Origin of the sequence: Microcystis wesenbergii FACHB-1317 (genome assembly GCF_014696875.1) — a bacterium.
GTDB classification, from domain to species: Bacteria; Cyanobacteriota; Cyanobacteriia; order Cyanobacteriales; family Microcystaceae; genus Microcystis; species Microcystis wesenbergii_A.
This window is the reverse complement of record NZ_JACJQV010000121.1, coordinates 22,319-28,318: the sequence shown is the minus strand read 5'-3', so window position 1 is coordinate 28,318 and position 6,000 is coordinate 22,319. Positions and strand designations below refer to the sequence as shown.

The 6,000-nt window shown below is 48.0% G+C and carries 5 protein-coding genes and 1 pseudogene; 4 read left to right on the top strand and 2 right to left on the bottom strand.

The window, feature by feature from the left end:
* Positions 1–510 precede the first annotated feature (510 nt).
* The 3 genes from H6F92_RS09590 (at position 511) to H6F92_RS09580 (ending at position 3,574) form a co-directional block, all read left to right on the top strand.
* On the top strand, positions 511–1,659 hold the full coding sequence (locus tag H6F92_RS09590) for a Re/Si-specific NAD(P)(+) transhydrogenase subunit alpha (RefSeq protein WP_190357669.1): 1,149 nt from the start codon (positions 511–513) through the stop codon (positions 1,657–1,659).
* A gap of 212 nt (positions 1,660–1,871) precedes the next feature.
* Positions 1,872–2,168 carry an NAD(P) transhydrogenase subunit alpha part 2 gene (locus H6F92_RS09585; protein WP_002733247.1) on the top strand — a complete coding sequence of 99 codons (297 nt, stop codon included), beginning with the start codon at positions 1,872–1,874 and terminating at the stop codon, positions 2,166–2,168.
* Positions 2,165–3,574 carry an NAD(P)(+) transhydrogenase (Re/Si-specific) subunit beta gene (locus tag H6F92_RS09580; protein ID WP_190357668.1) on the top strand — a complete coding sequence of 470 codons (1,410 nt, stop codon included), beginning with the start codon at positions 2,165–2,167 and terminating at the stop codon, positions 3,572–3,574. Before H6F92_RS09585 ends, H6F92_RS09580 begins: the two co-directional genes overlap by 4 nt.
* Positions 3,575–3,633: 59 nt before the next feature.
* Here H6F92_RS09580 and H6F92_RS09575 read toward each other — a convergent pair whose 3' ends face one another.
* Positions 3,634–3,873: a hypothetical protein gene (locus H6F92_RS09575; RefSeq protein ID WP_046661150.1), complete on the bottom strand. Its 240-nt coding sequence runs from the start codon at positions 3,871–3,873 to the stop codon at positions 3,634–3,636.
* A 234-nt stretch (positions 3,874–4,107) separates the two neighbouring features.
* Between H6F92_RS09575 and H6F92_RS09570 the strand changes: the two genes are divergently transcribed.
* Positions 4,108–5,580 (top strand): leucyl aminopeptidase, encoded by a 1,473-nt coding sequence (locus tag H6F92_RS09570; RefSeq protein ID WP_190357667.1) that lies wholly within the window; start codon positions 4,108–4,110, stop codon positions 5,578–5,580.
* Positions 5,581–5,748: 168 nt separating this feature from the next.
* Here H6F92_RS09570 and H6F92_RS09565 read toward each other — a convergent pair.
* Positions 5,749–5,955, bottom strand: a pseudogene (locus H6F92_RS09565) (IS200/IS605 family transposase); the annotation flags it as partial.
* Between the last annotated feature and the right edge of the window lie 45 nt (positions 5,956–6,000).

Genomic DNA, 6,000 nt, shown 5'->3' with positions numbered 1-6,000 from the left:
CGCAAAGCTCGTCAGGATTATTATGGCAAAATTACCTTTTCTTTTATTCAGGAGTTTGAGGCTTTCACATAACAGTACTTGTCTTTGTATTGAAAAATGTGTCCGTCAGTCAGATGTTATCCTTAATGTCTCTCTGCTTATTAGTTTATAATCTCGGTCAGGGAGAATTGAGGAACAGCTTACAGCCTTTCTCATAAATATGAAGTATAAATTAATCTGGTATCTAGGACAGAATATCGTCTAATGTTAAGCGTTTCGGCGTTCCCCAGAACGAAAGCTTTGTACCTCATAATTATAAAAAAATCTCAAGCAATGGCGCTCAAAACCCTTTAATTCTGAAGATAATCCTAAGATTTAGCCCGAAAAAGAGCCAGAAAGGTGAGGATAGCTAGGATGGAAGTGAAAAGCAATTTTGACTCGAAATTATCCCAGGGGATCGATCGCATTTAACGAAACCCTTACCCTAACAGCATAAGACAAGAGAAGGACTTATTAAGGAGAAACCCAGCCATGAAAATCGGCGTAATCAAAGAAAGTGACCAAGGCGAGGCGCGGGTGGCGCTAGTGCCGGATACCGTCGCCCGTTTAGTCAAGGCGGGATTTGAGGTAATTGTCGAAAATGGGGCGGGAATTAGCGCTAACTTTGCCGATAGTGCCTATAGTGCCGTGGGAGCAGCCCTGAGCGAAAATGGCGAATATATCTATGAAACTGCCGATATTATTCTCAAAGTCGTCCCTCCTAGCGATAGCGAGATCGATCGCCTGAAAAATGGTGGTATTCTCATCGGCTTTCTCGATCCCCTGCGGCAACCCCGGCGCATTGCCAAATTAGCCGAGCGCGGGATCACCGCTTTGAGCATGGAATTAATTCCCCGCAGTAGTCGCGCCCAGAGTATGGATGCCCTCTCCTCTCAGGCTAACCTCGCCGGTTACAAAGCGGTACTCCTCGCCGCCGTTGAGCTGCCGAAAATGTTCCCGATGATGACTACCGCCGCCGGTACGATCGCCCCAGCCAAAGTGCTGGTATTGGGGGCAGGAGTTGCCGGATTGCAAGCTTGCGCTACCGCCCGCCGTTTGGGGGCAGTGGTGGAGGCTTTTGATATTCGTCCCCAAGTCAAAGAAGAAGTGCAGAGTGTCGGGGCGAAATTTATTGAAATGCCCCTAGAAGAAGATACCGTCGCCGATAACGGTTACGCCAAAGAGGTTTCCCTTAGCACACAGGAGCGCATTTGTCAAGCCCTAACGGAACCAATTAAGCGGGCTGATGTGGTGATCACCACCGCCCAAGTACCGGGGAAACAGGCCCCGCTGCTAGTCACCAAAGAAATGATCGCCACCATGAAACCGGGGTCGGTAATCGTTGATTTAGCGGCGGAACAGGGGGGAAATTGCGCCTACACCCAACCGGGACGAGAAATCATCGAAAATGGTGTAAAAATCGTCGGAGCCGTTAATCTTCCTGCCACAGTGGCCACCAATGCCAGCCAGATGTACGCCAAAAACCTGCAAATGCTGCTACAACTTCTAGTCAGCAAAGACGGCAGTTTAAACCTCGATTTTGCCGATGACATCATTGATAGTGCCTGTGTCACCCACGCCGGCGAAATCCGCAACCAACGCATTAAATCCGCCCTCAGTGAACAGTTATCCGCTTTTTAGCTATCAGGAGGCAGGAGGCAAAAGGCAAAAGGCAAAAGGCAGAAGGCAGAAGGCGCAGCTTTATTCTCCCCACACCCCACACCCCACACCCCACACCCCACACCCCATACCCCACACCCCACACCCCACACCCCACACCCCCCCTGCCCCCCCGATGTCGGGGGGGTTTGGGGGGGTCACACCCCACACCCTATCCCCTTTTTACTTAACCAATGACTGCCCAACTTTTAACCGCTTTAGTGGTATTTGTCCTCGCTTCCTTTGTCGGTTTCGAGGTGATCAATAAAGTTCCTCCCACTCTCCATACACCCCTGATGTCGGGAGCGAATGCAATTTCCGGTATCGCCGTTGTCGGTGCGCTCCTCATCGCCGGAGGCACGGATTGGCACGAATTAACCGTAATTTTAGGGTTAATTGCCGTTATTTTGGCGATGGTTAACGTGGTCGGTGGTTTTGTCGTTACCGATCGCATGCTGCAAATGTTCAAGAAAAAAGAGGCTAAATCATGAATAATGCCCTTACCACAGGGATCGAGTTGTCCTATCTACTTGCCGCCATTTTATTTATCATCGGTCTTAAACAATTATCTTCCCCCGCTACCGCCCGTCAAGGCAATTTTCTGGCTGCCATCGGGATGCTAATCGCCATTATTGCCACCTTAATCAATCAAGAAATCCTCAGCTATGGTTTAATCGCCGTGGCGTTAGTGATTGGCTCGATTATCGGCCTAGTTTCGGCGCAAAAAGTCCCGATGACAGCTATGCCCCAAATGGTGGGGATTTTTAACGGTTTAGGCGGTGCTGCCAGTGCTTTAATTGCCATTGGCGAATACTGGCGTTTACTGCAAAGTGGTGAAAATATTGCCTTTGACTCGATACTGATCGCTATTTTGGGTATATTGATCGGCGGTGTCACTTTTACCGGTAGTGTCCTCGCTTTTGCCAAATTACAGGAATTAATCAGTGGCGCGCCCGTAACTTTTCCTTTCCAACAACCCTTTAACATTCTCTTGCTACTCACCTTTTTAGGGGGTAGTGTCTATCTCTTTTTTGATCCCACCTCGATCGATGTTTTCCTGACCTTGGTGGCACTTTCCCTAATTTTCGGGGCTTTATTCGTGCTTCCCATCGGCGGCGGCGATATGCCCGTGGTTATCTCGCTCTTAAACTCTTTTTCGGGACTTGCCGCCAGCGTAGTCGGTTTTATCCTGATGAATAGTATGTTGATCATCGCTGGTGCTTTGGTGGGTGCGTCGGGGATTATCCTGACTCAGATCATGTGTAAAGCCATGAATCGATCGCTGGCTAGTGTACTATTTGGGGCATTTGGTACAGGTGCTAGTGCTGGAGGCGAAGCGAGCGCCACTTCTAGCCTTGATAAATCAGTTCATGCTATTGATTCAGAAGAAGGGGCAATGATGCTCGGTTATGCGCGTTCTGTGGTGATTGTACCCGGTTACGGCATGGCGGTGGCCCAAGCACAACACGCAGTGCGAGAATTGGCTGAACAGTTGGAAAAAAATGGCGTTGAGGTTAAATATGCTATTCACCCCGTGGCAGGAAGAATGCCCGGCCACATGAATGTATTATTGGCCGAAGCTAATGTTCCCTATCCGCAACTCTACGATATGGATGATATTAATCCTGAGTTTGAGCGCGTTGATGTGGCGTTAATTATTGGGGCGAATGATGTGGTTAATCCCGCTGCCCGTCACGATAAAGCTAGTCCGATTTATGGAATGCCGATTCTCGACGTGGATAAGGCACAGCACACGATCGTGATTAAGCGCAGTATGCGATCGGGTTTTGCCGGGGTAGAAAACGAATTATTCTACAATCCCAAAACCTTTATGCTCTTTGGTAGCGCTCAAGATGTGGTAGCACAATTAGTATCACAAGTCAAGGATTTGTCATAATTCTTGACAAATAGGACGGGGTGAAAACCCCGTCTTTTTTTTATCTGATTTTCCAGAGTTTAAAGATAATCCAGAACTAATTCCCCTTTGCTCACTTTTTCGGTAATTAAAGTTCTGACTAACTCTAATTCTTCCAGGGTCACTTTACCATCAGACCTCATAGCTAGGGCGATTCTTTCCCTTTCTCCTTGAGTGATCACGCCATCAACACTAGCCTGTTCGATAATAGCGCGCAACTTTTCTAGTTCCTGATGTTCTTCGGCGGTTAATTCTACTTGATTAGGACGAGATATTTCCATAAAAATTTCTCCTTGAGTGATCAACACAAACTTGGTAATTTTTTCTAAGTAGTAGAACCCCTGGCAGTTATCCCCAGTCAGCATCAGCAATCAGGGACAATGATTTTAGCAAGAGCTAGACCTTGATTCTTGACAGGGAGCCACTAAACCTGAATAGATGATCGATGATAACTGATAGAGCTTACAGTATAGTGATTAATAGAAGCAATTTGCAAAGAATTATCGAGATAAAGAATGGATATTCGATCGACTGACACCTCGCTCCTTACTTGGACAGGAGATACTTTAGCCCTAGGTTTACCAGAAGGAGCCATCGAGATTGCAGGAGAATTGGCAGAATTAAACGATAAACTAGGGGGAAACCTAGGGGATCTCATCTCCGAGACGGAATTCGAGGGAAAATTAGGCAGCAGTGCGGCGACTCGTCTAGGTGGTGGTCCGATTCGCAAATTAATCCTGGTGGGATTGGGAAAAACTGCCGATTTCGACCTGCAAACCCTGCGTCTAGCGGCTGCTGCGATCGCTCGTCTGGCCAAACAACAAAAAAGCCAAGCTCTGGCCATCAGTTTACCAGTAGTTGGCGATCAGTCCGCCACTGCCGGAGCAATCACGGAAGGGCTGCTGCTGGCCACTCATCAGGATACCCGCTTCAAGTCCACTAAGGAGGAAAAAGGAGCCAAATTAGAAACCGTCGAGTTATTGGGTTTAGGAGAGCAAGCATCGGCGATCGCCAAAGCCGAGCAAATCTGTTCCGGGGTGATTCTGGCCAGAGAATTAGTCAATGCTCCCGCGAACACCGTCACCCCCCTGACCATGGCAGAAACCGCCGAGCAAATTGCCAGCGAATACGGATTAAGTCTCAAAATTCTGGAACAGGAAGAATGCGAAAGCTTGGGCATGGGAGCCTTCCTAGGAGTGGCCAAAGCCTCGGATATTCCCCCAAAATTCCTTCATTTAATCTATAAACCCCAAGGAAACCCGAAACGTAAACTAGCAATCGTCGGTAAAAGTTTAACCTTTGATTCCGGCGGTTTGAATATTAAAGGGGCTGGCAGTGGCATCGAAACCATGAAAATGGATATGGGGGGTGGTGCCGCCACCCTAGGGGCAGCCAAGGCGATCGCCCAATTACAGCCAGAAGTGGAAGTACACTTTATCTGTCCGGCTACGGAAAATATGATTAGTGGTCGCGCTATGCACCCCGGGGACATTTTAACCGCTTCTAACGGCAAAACTATTGAAGTCAATAACACCGATGCCGAGGGACGATTAACCCTGGCCGATGCCTTGGTTTTTGCGGAAAAATTAGAGGTGGATGCGATCGTGGATCTAGCCACTTTAACCGGGGCCTGTGTCATCGCTTTGGGGGACGATATCGCCGGTTTATGGAGTAGCGATGAGAGTCTCACTGTTCAACTCCAAGAGGCCGCTAAATTAGCCGGCGAAAAATTCTGGCCAATGCCCCTAGAAGAAAAATATTTCGAGGGGATGAAGTCTCAAATTGCCGATATGAAAAACACCGGCCCGCGCCCCGGCGGTTCCATTACAGCCGCTTTATTTTTGAAGCAATTCATTAATAATACTCCCTGGCTCCACCTAGATATCGCAGGACCGGTCTGGTCCGATAAAGAAAATGGCGTTAATAATTCCGGGGCCACCGGTTTTCCCGTCCGCACTCTAGTTAATTGGGTAATGGCCAATAATTAAGTTATCGGTGATCGGTAAGCGGTATTAGGTGAGGAGTATTTTCACTGATTACTGTTTACTGATCCCTGAAAAATCTGCCCCACCCCTCACCCCTATCTCAAGGTCGCGAGAGGACTCCCGTTAAACTGCGTAGCGGTTGACGGGAGATGAATCGCGACCAGAATGAAACTAACGCAGTAGCCTTTCCACTTTTGGGGAGTTTTGGTTCTCGACGTATTTTTTTAGTTGTTCGACAGTAACGTCGCCACAACTAGCCACGAAATAAGCTCCCGCCCAAAAATAGGGTTTGTTGTCGAAATACTTTGCCGCCAAATCCGGAAATTCTTGTCTAATTAAGCGACTACTAACTGTTTTAAGGTTAGCGATTAGTTTGGTCCATGATTGTAATTAGTTGATATACTAGGCAGTAAGTGTTACAAT